Raw genomic sequence first — 20,942 nt, forward strand, 5'->3', positions numbered from 1 at the left:
CAACTCCGGAGATGCCCGGGACAGCGCCGGGAAGAAGGGTGGTGGCATCTGCCCGAGAAGAGGAGCGATCCCCATGACCGAGCCAGAACGTCCACTCGTCGCCGTGCTCGGCGCGTCCGGCTTCATCGGCTCGGTGGTGACCGCGGCGCTCGCCGAGCGGCCCATCCGGCTGCGCGCGGTGGGTCGCACCCGCAGCGTCGTGCCGGCCGGCGGCGCCGCCGACGTCGAGATCCGCACCGCCGACCTGACCGTCCGCGAGGAACTCGCCGACGCGGTGGCCGGCGCGGACGCGATCGTCCACCTGGTCGCCCGCACCACCGGCTGGCGCGAGCCCGGCGCCGAGGCGGCCGGCGAGCGCGTGAACGTCGGCGTGCTGCGCGATCTGCTCGACGTGCTGCGCGAACGGCGGGACCCCGGCAAACCCGCGCCGGTCGTCGTCTACACCGGATCGACGTCCCAGGTCGGAGTGCCGCCGCGGACCCGCCTCGACGGCACCGAGTCCGACCTGCCGGAGATCCCGTTCGACCGGCAGAAGCTCGCCGCCGAGCAGCTGCTGCTGGCGGCCGGCGCGGCGGGCGTCGTCCGGGGTGTGTCGCTGCGCCTGCCGACGGCGTTCGGGCACAGCCCCGTCACCGGCGCGCTGGACTCCGGGGTGCTCACCTTCATGGCGCGCCGCGCGCTCGCCGGCGAACCGATCACGATGTGGCACGACGGGACGGTGCAACGCGACCTGCTGTACGTGCGCGACGCCGCGAGCGCGATCGTCGCCGCGCTGGACCACGCCGACGCGCTGGCCGGGCGGCACTGGCTGATCGGCACCGGCGTCGGCGCGCCGCTCGGCGACGTCTTCCGCACGATCGCCGCGCTCGCCGCCGAACGGACCGGGACCGAGCCGGTGCCGGTCGTGTCGGTCGAGCCGCCCGGCGTGGTGTCGGAGACCGACCTGCGCAGCGTGGTCATCGACGCCGGCGCGTTCCGGGCGCGCACGGGCTGGCGCCCGGCGGCCGACCTGAACGAGGCGTTGCGGGCCACCGTCGAAGCCGCCTGACGCACACCAGGAGACGTCCGGGTGGACGTCCCGGTGCTGGACTGACCGCACGAAAGCCCTGCAGGAGGAGCCACGCATGCGAGTTCTCTTCGCGCCCGTCCGCCACCCGAGCCGCTCGCCACAGCTCTTCCCGCACCCCGGGGCGCTTCCCGCCCTCGCCGAACTCGCCACCAAGCACCGGAGCGGATCGTGACCGAATCGGACACCTCGCAAACGCTGTCCCTGCAACAGGAATTCATCAACGCGCTCGACAAGGGCGACGAGATGGGCTCGTTCGGCCCGGCCTACGTGCTGGCTTCGGCGTGGCGGCTGCGCGGGCCGGTCGACCCGGCCGTGCTGGCCGGCGCGCTGGACGACGTCGTGGCCCGGCACGAGATCCTGCGTACTCCGGTGTCGCGCGGGACGTCCGTCGCGCTGCCGGCGGACCCGGCGCCGGCGCCGGTGCAGCTCGCCGTGCACGACCTGAGCGGGACGCCGCTCGACGAGCGCGACCTGCGCGGTGAAGAGCTGCTCAACGCCGTCGAGGCGGGGCGCTACCCGGCGACCGAGCTGCCGCACCTGCGTGCCGCGCTGGCCGTGTTCGCCCCCGACGACGCCGTGCTCGTGCTGCTGGTCCACCACCTCGTCGCCGACGGCTGGTCGATGGGCGTGCTCATGCACGACGTCGCCCACTTCTACGCGGCACGCAGTGGTCACGACGTGCCCGCGCTGCCGCCGGCCCGGCAGTACCACGAGTTCGCCGCCGCGCAGCGCGCCGGCCTCGGGGACAAGTCGGTCGCGAAGGCCGTGGCGTACTGGGGCGAGCAGCTGGCGGGCGCCGAGATCTCGGTGATCCCCGCCGACCGGCCGTTCGCCGGGAAGACCGCGGTCTACGCGGCCCAACGCTTCCTGCTCGACGCCGAGCTCACCACCGCGACGTCCAAGCTGGCGAAGTCGCTGCGCGCCTCGCCGTTCATGGTGTTCCTCAGCGCGTACAACCTCCTGCTGCGCGAGCTCACCGGCTCCGACGACATCGTGGCGGCGTCGTTCAGCGCGGGCCGCGGGCTCGGCGACTTCCACCACGCGGTGGGCCCGTTCCTCAACTTCGTGCCGCTGCGCACGAAGCTCGCCGGCAGCCGCACGTTCGCCGACGTCCTCGACCGCACCCGGACGTCGTGCCTCGGTGCCTACAGCCACGAGCTGCCGTTCCCGCTGATCGCCGGGGCGGCCCCCGATCTGATGGGGCCGGCGATGGCGCCGGAGCGCGACCTGCCGGCGTTCGAGCTCCTCCAGTTCCCGGCGGACAAGAGCAGCGAAACGGTCGGCGGGCTCGCCGTCACCGAGCTGCGCCGGCGGCTGCTGTCCCAGGACGTCAGCAGCGGCATCCCGGACGGGATCGTGTGGGCCCTGGACGTGCTGCCCACCGGGGAGACCGTCGCCAGCCTGAAGTTCGACACCAACCTCTTCGACGCGGACACCATCCGGAGCTGGGGGCACACGTTCGAGCGGATCCTGCGCGCGGCGGTGACCGATCCGGACGCCGCGTTGCCCGAGTGGTCGCCGGCCGTTGCGGAGACAACGGAAACGCTCGCCGCCAACCCGGCCGCCGCGGCCCTCGCCGCCGCGCTGATCGAAGCCGAGGACGCCCGCAAGGGTGAGCTGGCGATCCTGCTCGGTCTCGCCGTCGAAGCCGAAGAAGGACAGCCGGCGGGTCCCGTGACCGCCGCCGTGCGCGCCCACCTCGACGGTTACCTGTCGATCTGGCGGGAGACCACGGACGAGGCGCTGTCGCTGGCGCTGCTGTACCTGGTGGCGCACTTCCCCCAGGACCGGTCCCGGGTGCTCGACACGGCGACGACGTTGCCGCTCGACCCGGAGGACCTGTCCCGGCTGGGTCGCGCGCTGGCCGAGCTGGACCCGGACGACCCGGACATCGGCCGGGTCTTCCCGCACCCGGCCGCGTGGGAGCTCGACGAGGCCGCGCGCCGGTTCGACCGGGCGCGGATCAGCGCCCTCGGTGCCGAGAAGATCGCCGAACTCTGGCAGGAGGACACCGAAACCGTGCTCGGCCACCTCGGCGTGAAGGCGCGCTGGGCGGTCCGCAACGGACCGGTGCTGCCCGCGTCGTCGGACTCCGTGCCGGACCGCGACCTCCAGCCGGCCGCCGCCGGAGCGGAACTGCTGGCGCAGCACGCGGCGGCGTTCCGCTGCCCGGGCTGCGGTGGTTCGCTGCGGCTCGAGGGCAACCTCGCCACGTGCGAGGCGTGCTCGAACGCCTACCCGGTCGAGAAGGGTATCCTCGACCTCACCGCCCGCGTCGGCGAGACCGGTGACGACTTCCTGCTCAAGCTGGCGCAGGTGCCGAGCATGGGGCACTACTACGAGGCGCACGCCCGGCCGAACTTCGTGCGGTTGTGCGGATCCAACTGGGCCGGTCAGGTCCTGCCGTCCGACGAGGACGACTACATCGCCACGCACGTGCGTCCCGTCGACGGCCCGGTGCTCGACCTGGCGGCCGGTGCGGGCCGGTGGACCGAGGTGCTGGCGAAGACCGTCGGCCCGGAGCGGGTCATCGCGCTCGACCTGCTGCTGCCGATGCTCGTCACGTTGCGCGGCCGGCTTCCCGAGGTGCCCGCCGTGCTGGCGAGCGCCGCCACGTTGCCCTTCGGTGACGCGTCGCTCGGCGCCGTGCTGTGCTGGAACGCGTTGCAGGCCTTCCCGGCCCAGGCCCCCGCGGCCATCGCCGAGGTGGCCCGCTGCCTGCGCCCGGGCGGGACGTTCACGGTGCTGACGTTCCGCAACTCCGACGACCCGGTCTACCGGTACTTCGCGCGCCGGCACCGGTTCCCGGCGCACAACGACGGCCTGACGCTGTTCGACCGGGACGAGCTGGTCGGCTGGCTGACCGACGCGGGGCTGGAGATCGAGGACGAGACGACGCCCGGCACGTTCCTGATCATCAACGCCGTGCGTCCGTGAGATCCACGGTCCCGCGGGGGCAGCAGCGCAAACCCCGGCCGCCGGCCACACTTGCCCGCCCGATCGAGCATCGGGTGTGGTCGTGGCCGGTGGCGGGGCTGCTGCTGCTCGCCGCGGGCGTGGTGCTCCACCTGAGTTTCATGTTGCCGCACTTCCTGCCGGAGTTCGTCGACCCGGCCGTTCCCGCGGTCCGGGTGCTGCACGGCTCCTTCGGCATCCTGGCCGTGCTCACCGCGTTCGTGCAGATCTGGCCGGGACTGCGGCGGCGGTGGCCGCGCCTGCACCGGTGGAGCGGTCGCGCCTACGTCTTCGCGGGCGTGCTGCCGTGTTCGGTCATGCTCGTCGGGTTGCTGTTCGCCATCGGCAACCCGGCGAACACGGCCAGCTTCTTCTGGGGCACGGTGTGGGCGGTCACGACCGCGATCGCCTGGCGGGCCGCCCGGCGGGGCCAGATCGACAAGCACCGGCAGTGGATGTCCTACAGCGTCGCGCTGACCCTGGTGGTCACCACGAGCGCCGGGCTCGTCGTCGCCGCGCCGCTGCTCGCCCCGCTGGTCAGCCCAGCCCTCGTCGTCGACTCGATCGACTGGCTGCCGTGGGTGCTGCACCTCGCCGTCGCCCACTGGTTCGTGGTGCGTGGCAAGAGCGCGTCCCGGGCGAAGAGCGTGCCGGTCGCCGGTGACCCGGTCGTCATCGACCTCGCGCAGCGAGCCGCCGGCCGGCGGCGGCGTCCGGGCGAGCACGAGGCAGCCGCGGCGTGACGGCACCCGCGCGGCGGGCCGGCGCAAGGCTGGAGACGCCGCGCGATCTCGAGAGCAAGCAGACTGAACACCAGTTGGTCCACGAGGCGAGGAGCGGATGATGCGGCACACCTCGATCCCGCACTGCTTCGTCGAGCAGGTGCACCGGACGCCGGACGCGGTCGCACTGTCCGAAGGGGACACCCGGCTGACCTACCGCGCACTGAACGAACGCGCGAACCAGGTCGCCCACCGGCTGCTGGACGCGGGCGTGACCGCCGGGGAGCCGGTCGCGCTGGCGATGACGCGGTCGGTCGAGCTGGTGGTCGCGATACTGGGCGTGCTCAAGGCCGGCGCGAGTTACCTTCCGGTGCACGAGGCCTATCCGGTCGAACGCGCGCAGGACATCCTCGACCGCGCGAACGGCCCGCTGCTGCTGGCCGACGCGCCGGCCCGGATGCGTGGCCTGCCGCGCGCGGAGCGGGTCGTCTTCGCCGACGACCCGGCGGAGTTCGCCGGACAGTCCACAGTGGACCCCGTGCTCGCGGACGCGGACGGCGGCCAGGTCGCCTACGTCATGCACACGTCCGGGTCGACCGGTGAGCCGAAGGGCGTCGCCGTCACGCACCGCGGCGTGCTCGGCCTGGCCCTGGATTCGTGCTGGGACACCGGCCACCACGAGCGGGTGCCGATGCTGGCGCCGCACGCCTTCGGCGTGTCCACCTACGAGATCTGGGTGCCGTTGCTGCGCGGCGGGACCATCGTGCTGCCGCGTGTCGCGCTCGACGTCGACGGGTTGCGCACGCTGGTCGCCGAGGAGTCGATCACCGCGATGCACCTGACGGCCGGGTTGTTCCGGGTCGTCGCGGACGAGGCGCCGGAGGTGTTCGCCGGGGTCCGCGAGGTGCTGACCGGCGGCGACGTCATCGCGCCCGCGGCCGTGCGACGCGCCCTCGAAGCCTGCCCCGAGCTCGTGGTCCGCGCGATGTACGGCGCCACCGAACTGTCCTCGTTCGCCGCGCACTTCCCGATGACCGCGCCGTTCGCGGAGCCCCGGACCATCCCGATCGGCTACCCGATGGACGACGTCCGCCCGCACGTGCTCGACGACGAGCTGCGGCCGGTCGGCCCGGGCAAGGTCGGCGAGCTCTACATCGGCGGCCCCCGGCTGGCGCTCGGCTACACCGGTCGGGACGACCTGACGGCCGAGAAGTTCCGCGAGGACCCGTTCGAGGGGCCGGGAAACCGCGTCTACCGCACCGGGGACCTGGTGCGGACGCGGACCGACGGCGTGCTCGAGTTCGTCAGCAGGGCGGACAGCCAGGTCAAGATCCGCGGCTACCGCGTCGAGCTCGGCGAGATCGAGTCGACGCTCGCCACGCACCCGTCGGTCGTGCACGCCACGGTCGTCACGCGCGAGACCGAGCTCGGCGGGCACCGCCTGATCGCCTACGTGGTGTTCCCCGCCGGGACGGACCCGGTGCCGGCGACCGTGGAGCTGCTGGCCGACGCGGCGCGCCGGCTGCCCGACTACATGCTGCCGTCGGTCGTCGTCCCGCTCGACCGGCTGCCGTTGACGCCGAACGGAAAGCTGGACCGCGCCGCGCTGCCCGAACCGGACTCCGGGACGTCGGCGAACTACCGGCCGCCGGTGACCGAGCGCGAGGCGGTGCTGTGCGCGGTGTTCGAGGAGGTCCTCGACGTCGGCCGGGTCGGCATGGACGACAGCTTCTTCGATCTCGAGGGCAACTCGCTGCTCGCCATGCGGCTGATCAGCCGGATCGTCACGCGGTTCGACGTCGAGCTCACCATCGCCGACTTGTTCAACGCGCCGACCGTGTCCGACCTTTGCAAGCTCCTCGACGACCGGGGAGTGACCAACGATGAGTGAGCGACGGGCCGACCCGGCCGAAACGGGAGGAAATGTGAGCGCGGAGTCTGTGAACGACGTTTGGTACGTGAACGGCGTCGAAATGAGGCGGGGGATCGCCGAGGATTTCCGGAGTGCGCGCGACGCCGCCCACATCTACAACTCGGCCGTGGCCGCTTGGGCGATCTGCGCGGCCTGGGAGGTCGGCGCGCTGGACGAGCTGAACGAGAACCGCAAGCTCGACTCCGCGGAGTTCGCCGAGGCGCACGGCCTCGACCCGCTCTCCACGCTCAGCATGTTCCGCGCGCTGGCCTCGGTCGAGATCGTGCGCCGGATCGAGACCGTCGTCATCGCGACCGAGAAGTTCGACGAGATCTACCGGACCAAGTCGTTCTTCCACTGGCTGAACCGCGGCAGTGCCGCGTTGTTCCGGCAGATGCCCACGGCGCTGGTCGAGAAGAACCGCGTCGGTGACTACTACGAGCGGGACGCCGCGGCGATCGCGTACGCCTGCCGGGACATCAGCGCCATCACCTACGACCAGACGTTCTACGCGGCGCTGAGCCGCATCGACTTCCCGTTCACCGTGGTCGCCGACCTCGGCTGCGGCAGCGGCGGCCGGCTGATGGACATGCTCCGCCGCCATCCCGGCACCACGGGGTTCGGCATCGACATCGCCGAGCCGTCGCTCCAGGTGGCCCGGGCCGAAGCGACGGAAGAGGGCTTCGGCGACCGCGCCCGGTTCTTCCAGGACGACGTGCTGAACCTGCAGGAGCGGCCGGAGTTCCGCGAGGTCGAGGTGCTGACCTGCTTCATGATGGCGCACGACTTCTGGCCGCGGGAGCAGTGCGTCGCGACCCTGCGCCGGCTGCGGGAGCTCTTCCCGAACGTCAAGCGGTTCCTGTTCGGTGACGCGACGCGGTCGGTCGACGTCCAGGACACCGATCTCGGCGTGTTCACCCTCGGCTTCGAACTCGGGCACGACCTGATGGGCACGTTCCTGCCCACCCTGCGCGACTGGTGCTCGGTCTTCGCCGAGTCGGGCTGGGACCTGTTGCGGGTCAACAGGATCGAGGTCGCGGCCGGCGAAGTGATCGCGGAACTCGCCTGACTGACGGGGAGCCCCAGTGACGACACTCGCGGCGGCAGTAGCCCACGAACTCGCGGCCGGCGGCGTCCGGCACGCGTTCGGCGTCGTCGGCGGCGGGAACATCCTGGCCGCCGCCGGCCTCATCGAACGTGGCGTGCACTACGTCGCCGCCCGGCACGAGGGCGGGGCCATGGCCATGGCCGACGCCTACCACCGGGTGAGCGGCGCGGTCGCGGTCTGCACGACCTCCCACGGCGCGGGCATCGCCAACACGGCGACGGCGCTGGCCGAGGCCGCGCGGCACGGGAGCGGCGTCGTGGTGCTGTGCGGTGACAGCCCGGTGGGCGGCCTGCGCCGCTGCGACGTCGACCAGACGGTGTTCGCGCGGGCGCTCGGTGCCGAGGTCGTGCGGGTGCAAAACGCAGGCACCGCGCGGGCCGACGCGGCCGAGGCGCTGCGCCTGGCCCGCACGCTGAACCGGCCCGTGCTGCTGTGCCTGCCGAACGATCTGCTGAACGCCGAGGTGCCGGGCGGCCCGGTGTCCGTGACAGCCGTCTTGGCTGCCGAGGCCGAGCGGGTGCCGGCCGCGCCGGCGGCGGGTGACGTCGGCGCGGTGCTGGATCTGCTGGCCACCGCTCGCCGCCCGCTGATCCTCGCCGGGCTGGGGGCGTGGCGGGCCGGCGCCGCGAAACCCCTGGCGGACCTGGCCGCCCGGACCGGCGCGCTGCTGACGACGACGGTGATGGCGAACGGCCTGTTCGCCGGGAACCGGTACGCGCTGGGGATCTGCGGCGGCTTCGCCGCGCCGCCGGCCGTCGAGCTGATCGGCCAGGCCGATCTGGTGCTGGTGTTCGGCGCCGACCTCGACCCCTTCACCCTGCACGGCGGGCGGCTGCTCGATCCCGGGGCGACGGTGGTCCGGGTCGACACCGCGGCGCGCATCCGCACCGCCCCGGTGTCGCTCGAGATCACCGCCGACGCGTCCGTCACGGCGTCGGCGCTGACCGACGCGGTGAACGCGGCGAACCTGCCCGCGTCGGGCTGGCGGGAGGCGACCGAGGACCTGCTGCCGTGCGGGACCTGGGCCGATCAGGCCCACCCGGACGCGAGCACGCCCGGCCGGATCGACCCGCGCACGCTGACCGAAGCCCTCGGCGAGCTGCTGCCCGCCGAACGGACGGTCGTCTACGACGGCGGGCACTTCATCAGCTGGCCGTCGATGTACTGGTCCGTGCCCGACCCGGCGGCGATGGTGTTCATGGGCGGCGCGTTCCAGGCCATCGGGCTCGGCTTCGGCGGCGCGGTCGGGGCCGCCGCCGGGCGTGCCGACCGGCTGACCGTGGTGGCGCTCGGCGACGGCGGCTCGCTGATGGGGCTGCCCGAGCTGGACACCCTGGTCCGCGCCGGGTCACCCGCGCTCGTGGTCGTCTACGACGACGCTTCTTACGGTTTCGAAGCGCACCTGTACACCCCGCGGGGCGCCGATCCGCGCACCGCGTCGTTCGCCGACACCGACTTCGCCGGCGTGGCCCGGGCGCTGGGCGCCGAAGCGGCCGTGGTGCGCACGGTGACCGACCTCGACGCCGTGCGCGACTGGCAGGCCCGCGGCTCCCGCGGCGTGCTGGTGCTCGACTGCAAGGTCGTGCCGGACGTCATCGCCCCATTCCTGTCCGACCTGATCGCCGGGCACTGACCACACGGAAGGAGTCCGCGATGGCACCGAAGACCGTTTCGCTCCCGCACGAGCCGGGTTTCGCAGAAGCCACCCAGGTCTTCAACCTCGCCGCCGTGCCGGAACCGGCGGCGGCGCTGACGGCGCACACGATCGACGACATCCGCGCGGCGCTGCGGTACGCCGAGGCCACCGGAGCGCCGGTGCGGATCCTCGCCACCGGGCACACGGCGGGCGCGCAGCGTCCGATGGCCGGCGCGGTGCTCGTCAAGACCGCCCTGCGCGGCGAGGTCGAGATCGACGCCGCCGCCCGGGTCGCCCGGGTGCCGGCCGGCACCCGCTGGGGAGCGGTCGTCGAGGCCGCCGCCCCGCACGGGCTGACCGCCCCGCACGGCTCCTCGCCGACCGTCGGCGTCGTCGGGTACTCGCTCGGCGGCGGGATGAGCGCCTACGGCAGGCGGTTCGGCCTGGCCGCCAACAGCGTCCGGGCGATCGAGCTGGTCACGGCGGACGGCGAGCTGCGCCGGGTGGACGCCGGCACCGACGCCGAGCTGTTCCGGGCGTTGCGGGGTGGTGGCGGCGGCTTCGGCGTCGTCACCGCGATCGAGATCGCCCTGTTCCCCGCGTCGTCGGTGCACACCGGCGCCGCGTTCTGGCCCGCGAAGCACGCCGCCGAGCTGCTCGCCGCGTGGCGCGCGTGGACGCTGACCGCGCCGGACGAGGTGACGACGTCGCTGCGGGTGCTGAACCTGCCCCCGCTCCCCGACGTGCCACCGGTCCTGGCCGGCGGGCCGGTCCTCTGCCTCGACGGCGCGGTGCTCAGCACGGACGACGACCACGAGGCCACGGCCCGGCGGCACACCGCCGAGCTGCTCGACCCGTTGCGCGCGATCGCCGAGCCGGTCATGGACACCTGGCACCGGGCCGAACCGGCCGCCGTACTGGCGGCGCACATGGATCCGACGGATCCGGTCCCCGTCGTCGGCGAGCACATGCTGCTCGGCGAGCTCGACGACGGTGGTGAGGCCGCGTTCCTGCGGGTGCTCGGCGAGGGCTCGGGCTCACCGCTCGTGGCGGCCGGGCTGCGTCAGCTCGGCGGCGCGTACTCGCGGCCGGACCCGGCCGGCGGCGTGCTGAACCACCTGGACGCCCGGTTCTCCTACGCCGGGTCCGGGGTGCCGATGGGGCCGGTGACCGTCGAGGCGCTGCGGAAGCACGCCGCGGTGGTGCGCGCGGCGCTGAGCAAGTGGGACACCGGGCGGACGGTACCGTCGTTCGTCGAGCACGTGGAGCAGCCGCAAGGGCACCTCAGCCCGGAGCAGATCGCCGAGGTGGACGCGGTGCGCGAGCGGGTCGATCCCGCCGGCCGGTTCCGCGGCGACATAGCCCCGAATGCCACAGCACTCGGCTAAGTGGAGTACACCGCAATTTCGGAGAAGAATCAGTTGGCCACAGACGGTACAACAGGAAGGGCGCACAGAAGGGTGTGATCCCACGGGGCCGCTCGCGGGACCCGACGACGCGAAAGAGTGCATCATCATGGACACAAGCGCTGGACCGACCGGGTTGGCCGGTCGGAAAGAGTTCATCGGGCTGGCGGTGCTGGCCCTGCCCACCATTCTGGTGGCGCTCGATATGAGTGTGCTGTATCTGGCGCTGCCGCATTTGAGTGGTGATCTCGGGGCCAGCAGTGTGCAGCAACTGTGGATCACGGACATCTACGGCTTCCTGGTCGCCGGCCTGCTCATCACGATGGGGAACATCGGCGACCGGATCGGCCGCAAAAAGCTGCTGATGATCGGCGCGGCCGCGTTCGCCGTCGTTTCGATATTGGCGGCGTACTCCACGAGCCCGGAGATGCTGATCGTCATGCGGGCCCTGCTCGGGGTCGCCGGATCCACGATCATGCCTTCCACCATGGCGCTCATCGCCGCCATGTTCCCGAACCCCAAGCAGATGTCCATGGCCATGGGCGTCTGGATGGGTTGCTTCATGGGTGGCACCGCGCTCGGGCCGATCATCGGCGGCGGGCTGCTCGAGTTCTTCTGGTGGGGTTCGGTGTTCCTGATCGGCGTGCCGGTCATGGTCATCCTCCTCGTGGTCGGACCGAAGGTGCTGCCGGAGTTCAAGAACCCGGCCGCGGGCAAGATCGACCCGGCCAGCGTCGTGTTGTCGCTGCTGGCGATCCTGCCGGTCATCTACGGCCTCAAGCAGATCTCGCACGACGGGCTCTCGGCGGTGTCGATCGTCGCCGTCGTCGTCGGCGTGGCGTGCACGATCACGTTCCTGCGCCGGCAGAAGCGGATCGACAGCCCGCTGCTCGACCTGACGCTGTTCAAGAACCGGACGTTCAGTTCGGCACTGAGCATGACGGTCGCCTCCGGGTTCATCGCCGGCAACCAGCTCTTCGTCTACATGTACCTGCAGTCGGTCTCCGGGCTGTCGCCCGTGGCGACCGCGCTGTGGCTGGTGCCGCCCGCGCTCTGCACGCTGGTCATGATCCAGCTGGCGCCGCTGATGGCCCGCCGGATCCCGCCGGGCCGGCTGATGGCGGTGGGCCTGGTGGTCTCGGCCATCGGGTACCTGCTGCTGACCCAGCTGGACAGCACCGGCAACAACATCCCGTTGCTGCTCACCGGTCTGATCATCGCGAACATCGGCATGGGCCCGCTGGCCGGGCTCGGCGCCGCGCTGGCGATGCAGTCGGCTCCGTGGGAGAAGTTCGGTGCGGCGGCCGGGATGACGTCGACCTCGGGCGAGTTCGGTGTGGCGATGGGCGTCGCGGTGCTCGGCACGGTGGGTACCACGCTGTACCGGAACACCGTCGTGGTCGATCCGGCCATCCCCGCCGCACAGGCGCACGCGGCCGGGGAGAGCATCGCCGGTGCCCAGTCCGTCGCGGGCAGCCTGCCCCCGGCGGAGTCCGGGAACCTGCTGAACAGTGCCTACGAGGCCATCACGAGCAGCGTGCACGGCACCGCGATCGGCAGTGCGATCATCATCGCGGCGGCCGCGGTCATCGCCGCGGTCGGGCTGCGGCACCTGCCGGCCACCGGGCAGCAGCAGGCGCCCGCACCGGAAGCGGCCGCCGAGCCGGACGCCGAGGCCGCGGACACCGCGGACACGGCCGCCGAGCCGGCGGCGCGAAGCTAGAAAGCGCGTGCGGGCGGGGAATCCGGTGGCGACGTCGTCGCCGGGTTCGACCCGCCGGCACCTGTGCACCACCCTGAGGCCGTCGCTCGCGAAGGGCGGCAGCCGCCGGCTCAAGGACCGCGACCTCGGTCGCGGTCCTTGAGCCAGTGCAACCGAAGAACCGAAGATCACCACAGGCGAGAAAGGACATGCGATGGCTGACGCGTCATCAGCGACCACCAAGGAATTCGGGTTCACCCGGATCATCGACGCCCCGCGCGAGCGGGTCTTCGAGGCGTGGACCGACCCGGACCAGCTCGCCGCGTGGTGGGGCCCGACCGGGTTCAGCACCGCGCGGTCCACCGTGTCGATCGACGCCCGGCCCGGTGGCGAGTGGGCCGCCACGATGAAGTCCGACGGCGAGGACGGCACCGAGGTTCCGTTCCACGGCGTGTACAAGGACCTGGAGTCCCCGTCGGTGCTGTCGTTCACGCTGATCGACGACAACCACGTCGACGCGGACAACGCCGAGCTGATCGTGGTCGCGTTCAACGACCAGGGTGAGAAGACCGAAATCGTCTTCAAGCAGATCGGGCACCTGCCGGACGAGCAGATCGAGCCGAGCCGTCAGGGCTGGCTGAGCTTCATGGAGTCCCTGGCCGACTACCTCGCGCAGGCCTGAGCCGACCGGTGCTTTGGTCGGTGTGCGCTCATCGCACCCGATCAAAGTGCCGGGCTCGTCCGGCAATCGTGGAGATGTCCGGTCCGGTCCGGCCGTGTGACCATGTGGGTGTCGCTTTCCGGGTTACGCGGTGAGGAGCTCGAATGGGCAAGGTCGTGATCGACGTATGGGTGCCGGACAATACGTTTCCGGGCTGGATGGAGCGCTGGTACCAGATCGGCGCCGAATTCGAGAAGCTGCACCCCGAATACGCCATCAAGGTAACGGCCACGAGTTTCTGGAACGCGCCGCTCGAAGTCGCGCAGGCCGCCGCGCAGGGTAACCCGCCGGCCGTGTCCGAGCTGTATTCCTACCTGGGCCAGTCGGCCCGCGACATGACCCGCCAGGACGGCCGTCCGCTGTTCACCTCGCTGGAGAAGGCGATCGACGGCCGCACCGAGATCGGCGGCGAACCCGTCGTGGCGGGCGACGTCATCGCACCGTTCCGCGACTACTTCAGCCACCAGGGCGACCTGTTCTCGATGCCGTCGGTCGGCACGACGAGCCTGCTGTTCGCGAACACCCGCCTGCTCGAGGCCGCCGGTATCACCCGGCTGCCGGAGACGTGGGACGAGGTCACCGCCGCGTGCGAAACGCTTGCGGGCGCGAAGAACCCCCCGAAGCACCCGATCACCTGGGCGAACCACGCCATGCTGTTCCAGCAGGCGGTGGCCACGCAGGGCGGGCAGCTGGTGAACAACGACAACGGGCGCTCCGGCCGGGCCACGAAGATCGAGCTGGCGTCGAAGGAAATGCTGACCTGGGTCGAGTGGTGGCGCGAGCTGCACCGCGACGGTCACTACCTGCACACCGGCGCGATTCCCGGCTGGATGGAGAGCTTCGCCCCGTTCGCCGAGCAGCAGGCCGCCATCCGGCTCTCGTCGTCGAACGACATCAACTACACGCTGCGCGCGGCGGAAGGTGCCGGCTTCGACCTCGCCGTCGGCATCTTCCCGTTCAACGACCACGTTCCCTACGCCGGCAACCACGTCGCCGGCACGTCGCTGTGGCTGACGAACGGTCTCGACAAGGCCACCGAGGACGGCGCGCTCGCGTTCACGCAGTTCCTGCACAACCCGCGCAACGCCGCGGACCGGCACAAGGACAACAGCTTCGTCCCGATGACCTACGGCGCGTTCGACCTGCTCGAGAGCGAAGGCTGGTTCGCCGAGCACCCGTACCACCGGGTGGCGAGTGACCACCTCCACGCCGCCCCGGCGAAGGCGACCCCGGTCGCGAGCGGGGTGCCGAAGGTGCGGGGCGCCGTGTTCGGCAACTTCGCGGGCACCCAGGACGTGATGAACCGGGCCGTGCAGGACGTGCTGGAGACCGAGATCGACCCGGCCGAGCGGCTCGCCGCGGCGACGCGCGAAGCGCAGGGCCTGCTGGACGACTACAACGCCTGGGCGACGGGTCCGGCGCCGCGCGACCCGGACGCGGCCCCGCACAGCAGCCTGAAGGTGGAGCACTACGCCGGCGTGGTGGCCGGGAAGGACTACGGCGGCCGCGACCTGGAACGCATCGTCAACAAGGACTGACGCGGTACGGAACCGACCGGGGCGCGACATCCCACACGAGAACGGGCCTGACCGGCTGGTCAGGCCCGTTTTCTCATGTCTAGCCGGCGACCCAGTCCATGTGCTCGATCCAGTGGTCGAGCGACGCGCGGTCGCCGTAGAGGTCCAGGTTCCGCGCGGCGTCCAGGGGACGGCGCCGGGTCAGCACGAGCAGCAGCTCGGCGGCCGGCCCGCGGACGGTGGCGTCGGCTTCGGCGTGCGCGCGCTCCAGGACGACCAGGTCCGGTGTCCGGCGCACGAGCCATTCGTGCGCGGTGTCGGTGGCGTGGAAGTGCAGGACCCGGCCGGTGTCGCGGATCGCGTCGACGAACTCCGGCCGCGCCTGCGCGTAACCCGGCGACGTCATCGTCTCCAGCCAGTCGTCGATGGTCGCGGCGGCGTGGTCCGGCGACACGTCGTAGTGCTCGCCGAGCGCGCCGGCGGCGTCGGCGCGGTGCACGGTGATCTCACCGAACAGCCGCCGCGCCCAGAACGGCACACCCGAGTCCCCGCCGGAGGGGTCCCACACCGGCGTGCTGTCGTCGACCGAGCCGAACGCGTCGGCCGCCGCGGCCGCGGTGCCGGTCAGCCACGCGCGCCAGCCGGCCGGATCGGCGGGCCCGGTGTCCATGGCGGCCAGCGCGGCACTGGGGTCGGTCAGCCGCTGCCCCACCAGCGTCGCCACCATCCGCTGCGTGCCGCCGACGTGCCCGACGAGCTCGGCGAGACTCCACTTCGGGCAGGTGGGCACCCGGGTCGCCGGGTCCTGGCCCTGCACCCACTCGGCGAACGTCTTCGTCTGCGCGACGACGGATTCCAGGTGCGCGGAGGTGTCCACGGTCTTCGCCTCGATGTTCGCTAGACGCCAGTAGCACTCCGTATCGGACCAGCACGGTGCGTGGCTGTCAACCCGGAACGGCGGCGAACGCGCGAATACCGCCCGAGCGTGTAACAGCACGCTGGGGCGGTATCCGAAGTGCGGTTGGCGCTCAGGCCTCGTAGGGGCTGACGGTGACCGGGATGCCGTTGAACACCGCGTTGCCCGAGGGGACGTCCACGACGAGGTCGCTGGTCAGCGCGTTCGCGTTGACGCCGGCGTTCTCCTCGGCGACCCGCTGGCGGCCGCCCTTGTGGCCCCAGCCGTGGGGGAGGCTGACGACGCCGGGCATGACCACGTCGGTCGGCTCGACGTCGACGATCAGCTCGGACACCGCCGACCGCACGACGGCCCGCTCGCCCAGCCCGTACTTGGCCATGTCGGCCGGGTTGACGTGGAGGGTGCACTTGTTGCTGCCGCCGACCAGGGACTTCACGTTGTGCAGCCAGCTGTTGTTGGACCGCAGCTGGCGCCGCCCGATCAGCAGCATCTCCGGCACCGGTTCCGCGGCCTTGGCCCGCAGCCGGGCCAGGTCGGAGACGATCGCCTCCGGCGTGAGCTCGACGCGGCCGGACGGGGTGGTCAGCAGCTCCTTGAGCCGCGGCTCGAGCGGGCCGAGGTCGATGCCGTGCGGCTGCTCCTTGAGCTTCGCGAGGGACAGCCCGTACGAGCCGAACTTCAGCAGGGTGTCGAGGATCTGCTCGACGCCGTCGTCGCCCTCGATGGTGGCCCGCAGGTCCGCGACGTCCATGCCCTCGACCGGGGAGCCGGGCATCTGCGTCGCGCCCGTCAGCAGCTGGCCGATGAACCCCTCGTCGATCGCGGACGTCGGCGCCGCCAGGGGCGCGCCCGCGGCGATCAGCGTCAGCCGCGCCAGGATCTCCGCCTCGGACCGCTGGTCCTCGTCCAGCGGCAGGGCCGCGGGCGAGTAGCGGGTGTAGTTGCGCACCATGACCATCTGCATCAGGAAGTCGTAGTGCGGCGCCTGCAGCATCCGCGGCGGCGGCAGGATCACGGTGGCGTGCTTGGTGGTGTCGTTGAGGTACGGGTCGACGGCGACCATGAAGTCGAGCTGGTCGAACGCCTTCCCGATCCGCGGCCCGTTGGGCGCGGCGACGACCTGGTTGGCCCCGATGTTGATGAGCGCCCGGACCTGGCCTTCGCCGGGGGTCTCGATCTCGTCGGCCAGCGTGGCCGTCGGCAGCTCGCCGAGCACCTCGGGGTACCCCTTGACGCGGCTGTGCCAGCGGGCCCACTCGAACGGCTGCCCGGTGCGGAACACCTCGAGCGCGGCGGTCTTGGCGAACATCGTGCCGCCGGGGTTGTCCAGGTTGCCGGTCAGGATGTTGATCACGTCGACCAGCCACTGGGTCAGGGTGCCGAACTCCACCACCGACCCGCCCATGCGCGAGTACACCGCGGCCGTCGGCGCCGCCGCCAGGCCGCGGGCGATGCGGGTGATGCCGTCGGCCGGCACGCCGCAGGCGTCCGCGACGGCGTGCGGCGGGAACTCCTTGACCAGCTCACGGAGTTCGTCGAGGCCGTTGACGTCGAGCGTGACGGTCGCGAGGTTCTCCTCGAGCAGCGTGTGGACGACGCCCAGCAGCAGGAAGGGATCCGTGCCCGGCCGGACGAAGAAGTGCTCGTCGGCCATCGCCGCGGTGCGGGTGCGCCGCGGGTCGACCACGACCAGCTTGCCGCCCCGCTTCCGCAGCGCCCGCAGGCGTTTGGGCATGTCGGGCGCGCAGAACAGCGAACCGTGTGACTCCATCGGGTTCGCGCCGATGACCAGGAGGTAGTCGGTCCGGTCGACGTCGGGGACCGCGATCGCGAAGGGGTCGCCGTACAGGTGCCCGCACACGACGTGCTTGGGCATGTGGTCGATGGTGCCGGACGAGTAGACGTTCTTGGACGCCAGCGACTGGATCAGCGGCATGCGGTACAGGAACCCGGCCATCGTGTGGTAGGTCGGGTTGCCGAAGAAGACCGCGACCGCGTCCCGGCCGTACTTCTCGATGACGCCGTTGATGCCGCGCTCGACCGCCGCGAACGCCTCGTCCCACGAGGCCTCGCGCCACTCGTCGCCCTCCCGGATCATGGGGTGGCGCAGGCGATCGGGGTCCTCGTCGAGGCGGCCGATGCTCGCGCCCTTGGGGCAGAGGTAGCCGCCGGTGAACGGGTCGAGGTCGTCACCGCGCACCGACGTGACGCGGCCGGTGACGTCGAGGTCGATCTTGAGACCGCAGACGGAGTCGCAGATGGGGCAGGTGCGGTGCGCGGTCGTCATCCTCGGGCCACCTTGGGATCGCGGTCGGCTTGCTTGGTTCCCTCCCAGGATGACCGCGTCGCGGCGGGTTGTCTTATCCGCACATGCCCTCTGGCCGCCGGGTGCGCGGCCGGACGGCTCGGCAACACTAGAGAAGCCACGGATTGCCGGAACGGCGACCATTCTCCTATGGAGCAGATGGTTCTCGTGCCGGGTGGTGAGTTCCTGCAGGGGTCGCCGCCGTGGCTGGTGGACTGGATGTTGGAGGCGGACCAGCCGCTGCCGCGGGACTGGTTCGGTGACGAGACGCCGCAGATCAAGCGGGCGGTCGCGCCGTTCTGGATGGCGCGGCACCCGGTCACCGTGGCCGAGTTCGCCGAGTTCGTGCGGCAGACCGGTTTCGTGACCGACGCCGAACGGCGTGGGTTCGGCCTGATCTACGACGACTTCGGCTGGACCGAGCACGAGGGGGTGTGGTGGCGCGAGCCGGGCGGACCCGGGATCGTGCCGGACGACTACGACGACCACCCCGTCGTCAACGTGTCCTGGGACGACGCCAACGCGTACGCGGACTGGGCGGGCCTGCGGTTGCCGACCGAGGCGGAGTGGGAGTTCGCGGCGCGCGGCGTCGAGGTCCGGATCTGGCCGTGGGGCGACGATTGGCAGGGCGACAACGCCAACACCGCCGAGTACCACGCCGGCAAACTGACCACTTTGGACTCGTGGCGGGAGTGGTGGCTGACGCTCTACGCCAAGCGGGGCCCGGTGCCGTTGAGCACGCCCGTCGGCGCGTTCTCCGGCCGTGGCGGCGACAGCGCCCACGGGTGCGCCGACATGGCGGGCAACGTCTACGAGTGGACCTCCACGCTTTCCCACCTGTACGACGAGTCGACCCGGTGCGATCCCACGATGCACGCCACAGTGGGGCGCTACCGGGTGATCCGCGGTGGATCCTGGATGAATTTCCGCTACCAGGTCCGCTGCACGGAACGGATGCACGGCGATCCGTTGGGCTGGTCCAGCTTCGCGCATGGGTTCCGCTGCGCGAAGGACGCATAAACACACGGAGGAGTCACCATGATCACGATCATTGTGCCGGCGGTGTGGTCCCCGGAACGGCGGACCGGCTACAAAGTGGACGGATCCGGTTTGCTGTACGACGTCATGCGACGTTTCGTCGACGAGAACCCGGTGTTCCGCCGCCGCCTGATCGGCACCGACGGCTCGCCGGTGAAGTACGTGAACATGTTCGTCGACGACGAGCTCATCATGCGCAACCACCGCGACAGCACCGAGGTCGCGGCCGGCAGCACGGTCACCATCATCTCCCCGATGGCCGGCGGCTGAGCCGGCCGTCCACCACGAAACGGCCCGGTCACCTCGATCCGAGGTGACCGGGCCGTTTCGTGCGTGCCGGGGAGAGCCGGTCCGGCACGCACGAAACCCCCGGTCGGCGAACCGACCGGGGGTTTCGCGTGCTGGCGGCGTTTCAGGTCATCGGAGGTCGGCCGGCACCTGCGCCTGGTGCCGCTCGACGAGCCGGACCAGCTCGGGGATCAGCTCGGCCGGGCTCGGCCGGTCGGCCCACGCCTTGTGCAGCGCCTTGGCGCCTTCCCGGTACGCCGGGTCGGTCAGCAGCGCGTCGATCTTCGCGCGGATCTCCTCGACCGACTCGGTCTGGTGGTTGACCCGCAGCCCGGCGTTGTGGTCGGTCATGTACTTCGCGCAGACCCACGAGTCGCCGTGCCGGTCGGCGTTGCTGACGCTGATGTTGTCGCCGTCGCCGCTCCAGATCATCCGGTGCTTCTCGTCGGTGTCCAGGATGATCTGCGGGATGCCGGCCGAGTGCGCCGCCCAGAAGGTGCCGGTGGCGCCGTGCGAGATGATCGCGTCGCAGGTCGGCAGCAGCTGGATCAGCGGGACGTAGTCGACGACCTGCACGTTGTCCGGGATCGTCTCGACCTGCTTGAGCTGCTGCTCGGTGACCGTGGCGATCACCTCGACGTCCAGCTCGCCCACCGCCGCGAGCAGCTTCGGCAGCCGGGGGTCGCCGTCGACCTGCCACAACCGGTTGGACAGCCCGAGGGTCAGCGCGATCCGCCGCTTCGCCGGCCGCCCGTAGAGCCACTCCGGCTTCTGCGCCCCGCCGTTGTACGGGATCGCCCGTACCGGCGCCGCGGTGATGTTCTCGGACATCCGCAGCTCACGGGGCAGCGGGTCGATCGTCAGCTGGCCGAGCAGCAGGTCGTCGTCGATCTCGACGCCGTAGCGCTTCGCCACCGGCTCGAGGTCCTCGACGATCGGGTTGCCGCCGATCGCGGCGACCGCGTCGTTGCCCTTCTGCGCGTACAGCTCCAGCGACCAGGCGCCGTAGTCCGGGCTGATCAGGATCCGCGCGTGCGCGGCGCCGGACGCGCGGGCGATGATCGCGCCGAACTGGAACCAGTTCTCCCACAGCACCAGGTCGGGCTTCCACGCCTTGGCGAAGTCGACGAGCCCGTCGAGCGTCGCCTGCGGCTCGGTCGGGATGGACATCCGGTTGTTGAACGCGAAGAACTGGTAGAAGGCGTCCCAGCGGTCGCGGGTGGCGTCGTCGAGCCCGAACGCGTCGGCGAACCGGTCCATCTTCTCGAGGTCGGGCACGCCGACCTTCCGCAGGTTCGCCGGGGTCAGCGGCGTCGGCACGCCGTTGCTGACGGCGGTCAGACCGGCCGCGACCAGGGCGGGCTCGGCTCCCGGCGGCGCCGCGACGACGACCTCGTGGCCGGCGTTCTGCAACGCCTGGGCGTAGGGAACGAGCGTGTAGAAGTGGCTCGGATGGGGCACCGTCGCGATCATCACGCGCATGGCTTCGTCCTTCGGTCGATCTCGGTGGGCGGTCGGACGGCGGGGCGCCGTCCGGCCCCGCGGTGTCGAGCCAGGACGGGCGTGCTTCAGCGCGGCGCGAGCGAGCCCGGGCGAGAAACACGCGTCCGCTGGACACTCAGCAGCCTGCCAGGGGCCGTCCGCCGC

At 71.6% G+C, this 20,942-nt stretch carries 15 protein-coding genes; 12 read left to right on the top strand and 3 right to left on the bottom strand.

Translation table 11 applies throughout. From position 1 onward, the window contains the following. The first annotated feature begins 73 nt into the window (after window positions 1-73). The 10 genes from OG570_RS22925 to OG570_RS22970 all read left to right on the top strand — a co-directional run bounded on the left by OG570_RS22925 (window position 74) and on the right by OG570_RS22970 (window position 14,769). Window positions 74-1,048, top strand: coding sequence for an NAD-dependent epimerase/dehydratase family protein (locus OG570_RS22925; protein WP_326959171.1), 975 nt, complete (start codon window positions 74-76; stop codon window positions 1,046-1,048). Between the two features lie 189 nt (window positions 1,049-1,237). Beyond that, window positions 1,238-4,006 (top strand): condensation domain-containing protein, encoded by a 2,769-nt coding sequence (locus OG570_RS22930; RefSeq protein ID WP_326959173.1) that lies wholly within the window; start codon window positions 1,238-1,240, stop codon window positions 4,004-4,006. Continuing rightward, window positions 4,003-4,767 carry a DUF2306 domain-containing protein gene (locus OG570_RS22935; RefSeq protein ID WP_326943500.1) on the top strand — a complete coding sequence of 255 codons (765 nt, stop codon included), beginning with the start codon at window positions 4,003-4,005 and terminating at the stop codon, window positions 4,765-4,767. Before OG570_RS22930 ends, OG570_RS22935 begins: the two co-directional genes overlap by 4 nt. Window positions 4,768-4,867: 100 nt before the next feature. After that, on the top strand, window positions 4,868-6,637 hold the full coding sequence (locus OG570_RS22940; protein ID WP_326959176.1) for a non-ribosomal peptide synthetase: 1,770 nt from the start codon (window positions 4,868-4,870) through the stop codon (window positions 6,635-6,637). Between the two features lie 67 nt (window positions 6,638-6,704). Continuing rightward, a complete protein-coding gene (locus tag OG570_RS22945) occupies window positions 6,705-7,727 on the top strand; it encodes a class I SAM-dependent methyltransferase (protein WP_326943498.1) in 1,023 nt (340 codons plus the stop codon). A 16-nt stretch (window positions 7,728-7,743) separates the two neighbouring features. After that, complete coding sequence (locus tag OG570_RS22950; RefSeq protein WP_326959178.1) at window positions 7,744-9,399, top strand: thiamine pyrophosphate-binding protein; 1,656 nt, start codon at window positions 7,744-7,746, stop codon at window positions 9,397-9,399. A gap of 20 nt (window positions 9,400-9,419) precedes the next feature. Then, a complete protein-coding gene (locus tag OG570_RS22955) occupies window positions 9,420-10,790 on the top strand; it encodes an FAD-dependent oxidoreductase (RefSeq protein ID WP_326959180.1) in 1,371 nt (456 codons plus the stop codon). Between the two features lie 154 nt (window positions 10,791-10,944). After that, the gene (locus OG570_RS22960; RefSeq protein ID WP_326943495.1) at window positions 10,945-12,531 is read left to right on the top strand and encodes an MFS transporter; all 1,587 of its coding nucleotides are present in this window, start codon (window positions 10,945-10,947) and stop codon (window positions 12,529-12,531) included. Window positions 12,532-12,724: 193 nt separating this feature from the next. Further along, complete coding sequence (locus tag OG570_RS22965) at window positions 12,725-13,192, top strand: SRPBCC family protein (RefSeq protein WP_247055569.1); 468 nt, start codon at window positions 12,725-12,727, stop codon at window positions 13,190-13,192. A 143-nt stretch (window positions 13,193-13,335) separates the two neighbouring features. Then, window positions 13,336-14,769 carry an extracellular solute-binding protein gene (locus OG570_RS22970; protein ID WP_326943494.1) on the top strand — a complete coding sequence of 478 codons (1,434 nt, stop codon included), beginning with the start codon at window positions 13,336-13,338 and terminating at the stop codon, window positions 14,767-14,769. 79 nt (window positions 14,770-14,848) lie between these two features. Here the strand turns inward: OG570_RS22970 and OG570_RS22975 are convergent, their stop codons facing one another. After that, a complete protein-coding gene (locus OG570_RS22975; RefSeq protein WP_326959181.1) occupies window positions 14,849-15,625 on the bottom strand; it encodes a maleylpyruvate isomerase family mycothiol-dependent enzyme in 777 nt (258 codons plus the stop codon). Between the two features lie 151 nt (window positions 15,626-15,776). Then, window positions 15,777-17,951 carry a molybdopterin-dependent oxidoreductase gene (locus OG570_RS22980; protein ID WP_326959183.1) on the bottom strand — a complete coding sequence of 725 codons (2,175 nt, stop codon included), beginning with the start codon at window positions 17,949-17,951 and terminating at the stop codon, window positions 15,777-15,779. A gap of 168 nt (window positions 17,952-18,119) precedes the next feature. Between OG570_RS22980 and OG570_RS22985 the strand changes: the two genes are divergently transcribed. Both OG570_RS22985 and OG570_RS22990 read left to right on the top strand, forming a co-directional pair. Next, on the top strand, window positions 18,120-18,989 hold the full coding sequence (locus tag OG570_RS22985; protein ID WP_247055561.1) for a formylglycine-generating enzyme family protein: 870 nt from the start codon (window positions 18,120-18,122) through the stop codon (window positions 18,987-18,989). An 18-nt stretch (window positions 18,990-19,007) separates the two neighbouring features. After that, the gene (locus OG570_RS22990; protein ID WP_247055559.1) at window positions 19,008-19,277 is read left to right on the top strand and encodes a MoaD/ThiS family protein; all 270 of its coding nucleotides are present in this window, start codon (window positions 19,008-19,010) and stop codon (window positions 19,275-19,277) included. 147 nt (window positions 19,278-19,424) lie between these two features. On the opposite strand, the gene OG570_RS22995 is transcribed toward OG570_RS22990, so the two are convergent. Continuing rightward, the gene (locus OG570_RS22995; RefSeq protein WP_326959186.1) at window positions 19,425-20,777 is read right to left on the bottom strand and encodes a nucleotide disphospho-sugar-binding domain-containing protein; all 1,353 of its coding nucleotides are present in this window, start codon (window positions 20,775-20,777) and stop codon (window positions 19,425-19,427) included. Window positions 20,778-20,942 lie beyond the last annotated feature (165 nt).

The sequence above is a fragment of the Amycolatopsis sp. NBC_01286 genome, assembly GCF_035982555.1.
GTDB lineage: Bacteria > Actinomycetota > Actinomycetes > Mycobacteriales > Pseudonocardiaceae > Amycolatopsis.